A 2,432-nucleotide genomic window follows, 5' to 3' on the forward strand; every position below is an offset into this window, starting at 1 on the left:
GGCGCGTTAAGTCCTTGAATGTAAACGTGTTTTCATGCCGGCCGGACGACGGTGCGGACTTGTGTATAACGAGGTGCAGTAAGGGGCGTGGCTAAATTCGGCATCTTGCATCCATCCTTTTTTGATCCATGAATCCGTGTGCGCAAGGATGGATGCAAAAAAGATGGGTGTCAATGGGCATACTTTGGCAGTACGGGCGTAAAAAAGCCCCTAAGCGGTTGATTCTTAGGGGCTTCTGGGCAAACTTTGGTAACGTTTGCGTTATCTCTGGCGGAGAGAGGGGGATTCTAATTCCCGATGGGTCTTGCCCCTATGATGCCCTTGTAGGGCGGGTTCCAGCCGGTTAAACTACTCCAAGTTCTTACTCCAACAAGGCAATTTCCATGGCTAACCTGAAGCTCCAAGGGTCGATTTATCATGCCCGGCTTACTGTCCCTAAGGACGTTAGGGACAAGTTCGGTAACAAGGCCGAAATGTGGCGTACCACGGGCACGGGTAATAAGCGCCTTGCAGCAATCCGTGGCGCTGAAATGGTCGCAGCATGGAAGCGCGAAGTTCTTTCCGCACGCAATGGTGTGGACGTAACTGAGTGGACGAAGTCGTGGGCGAAGCAGCTTCGGAGTTCTAGTGTCTTGCCGATGGATGATGACGCTCTGCCGGGCTACAAGTCGCCCTCGGAAAGGGAACTGGCTGAACTCGTCATGATTGACCAGTTAGAGGACATGGTTCAGGATCAACGCTTTACAGTCCCCCAAGCAAAGGATGCGTTTGAGGTCGCTATCGGCCAAAGGGCGATCCTTGCCGACTACAAGGAGGATTACATGGCGCAATACCGCAACCATGGGATCAAGACGAAGGCCGCTTACCAAGCCGCTGTAGAGCGGTTTGTGAACCAGTTTCCCGACGATCACAGTGTTACCCCTAAAGCCCTTAAGGCATGGGTTACCTCTATGGTCGATGAGGAGGAGCTTGCAGCAAAGACCGTTACCCGCATGATGAACCAAGCAAGGTCATTTTGGGCGTACCTGGTAGACCATGAAATCGTTGCTGATGCGCCAAACACCGCTGCCTTTGCGCAGATGAAAGTGCCTAAGACTGCCAAGAAGCAGGAGTCTGTGATCCCATTTTCCGCTGATGAGGTCGTTTCGATCCTTCGGTCGCCTGTAGCAGTTGAAGACCCTCAATTGACGCTGCTAATTACGATTGCCATGTACACCGGCGCACGCATCGAAGAGTTGGCGATGCTGAAGCGGTCTGATCTTGATTTCAAGTTGGAGGTCATCAATTTCAGGGGGACGAAGACCAAGGCCGCAGTACGTACTGTGCCAATGCACCCTGTTCTGATTCCGATTCTGTCAGGCATTAAGGGTGAAGACCCATACGTTATTGACGGCCTGAACACGGACGGTCGGGGCGAACGGGGCAAGGCTCTGGGGAAGCGGTTCGGTAGGCTTAAGACGACTATGGGATTCATTCCCCGTAGGCAGGTATTTCATAGCATTCGCGCTACCGTTGCCACACAGTTTGAACAAGCCCACGTGGGGGAGGGGGTAGCTGCTGACATTGTCGGCCATGAGAAGAAGACCATGACCTACGGGCTGTACTCCGGGGGGTCTAGCTTGGAGCAAAAGCGGGACGCTGTGCATAAGCTGAAGTACCCGCCACTGGTTCCCCTGTAGTCCTGTAGGCATGGTCAAACAGAAAAAGATGCCCCCTTATCAAATCTCCAACAGCAACAAAAGATTTGACCCTTTAGCGGCTTTTTGAAAACACTCAGAAATGAAGACCGGGGGGACTTGGAAATGGACCCACTTTCGTTTTACCGGGTTGTTATGCGAAGCTGACGTTCGGCAGGAATAGCTGCGAAACCAAGCCCTGTCTTGGTCAGCAAGTCATCAATATCGGCTTCAGTAGCCGGACGGCCATCGACCGAAACGGTCCAGAACGTTCGGTCAAAGAAAACTAGCTCCGAACTGCTACCGTCAACCTTCAAGGCAGCCTTCAAGAGAAGGTCGAAATTGGTCAGGCTACGGTACTCAAGGTCAACTTCGTTGTCAGAGGTGCGCACGATCTTAATATCTACATATTCGTTTGACATGCTTTGTGGTACGCCGATTGGCATCTGATCGCTGCGCATTTGTGTCTTTCTGATAATGGATAGGCTGACAACACTACGCTGTTGTCCAGTCATCGTCAATTGGTGCCGCATAGATGCATGCCAGTAGGAAACATGCGGCTTAAGGAGTCATCAGCTTCTTCTTGAATGGCTAAGGGTGGGTTCCATTAGGGTATACCCAAAACCACACCACATCTAGCATTCCGGATACACTTTATGGAGAGTCGCGGAGTGAGGGGTCTAACTGTAGCGACTCGTGGGATCATGTACCCATCCGCAGTTGGCCACTCTTCAAGGCCAGGCACGTTTTGCGTAC

The 2,432-nt window shown here is 52.1% G+C and carries 2 protein-coding genes; one reads left to right on the plus strand and one right to left on the minus strand.

All coding sequences use genetic code 11. The features are described 5' to 3' along the window. Positions 1 to 383: 383 nt before the first annotated feature. Complete coding sequence (locus V6M87_RS27105) at positions 384 to 1,679, plus strand: DUF6538 domain-containing protein (RefSeq protein ID WP_332879785.1); 1,296 nt, start codon at positions 384 to 386, stop codon at positions 1,677 to 1,679. A 140-nt stretch (positions 1,680 to 1,819) separates the two neighbouring features. On the opposite strand, the gene V6M87_RS27110 is transcribed toward V6M87_RS27105, so the two are convergent. Beyond that, on the minus strand, positions 1,820 to 2,137 hold the full coding sequence (locus V6M87_RS27110; protein ID WP_332879786.1) for a hypothetical protein: 318 nt from the start codon (positions 2,135 to 2,137) through the stop codon (positions 1,820 to 1,822). Positions 2,138 to 2,432: the final 295 nt, after the last annotated feature.

The organism is Massilia sp. S19_KUP03_FR1 (genome assembly GCF_036688685.1).
Taxonomy (GTDB): domain Bacteria; phylum Pseudomonadota; class Gammaproteobacteria; order Burkholderiales; family Burkholderiaceae_D; genus JALYUM01.

Coding starts and splice junctions, on each gene's coding strand:
- V6M87_RS27105 (WP_332879785.1), top strand. CDS start 384: ATGGCTAACCTGAAGCTCCAAGGGTCGATTTATCATGCCCGGCTTACT.
- V6M87_RS27110 (WP_332879786.1), bottom strand. CDS start 2,137: ATGCGCAGCGATCAGATGCCAATCGGCGTACCACAAAGCATGTCAAAC.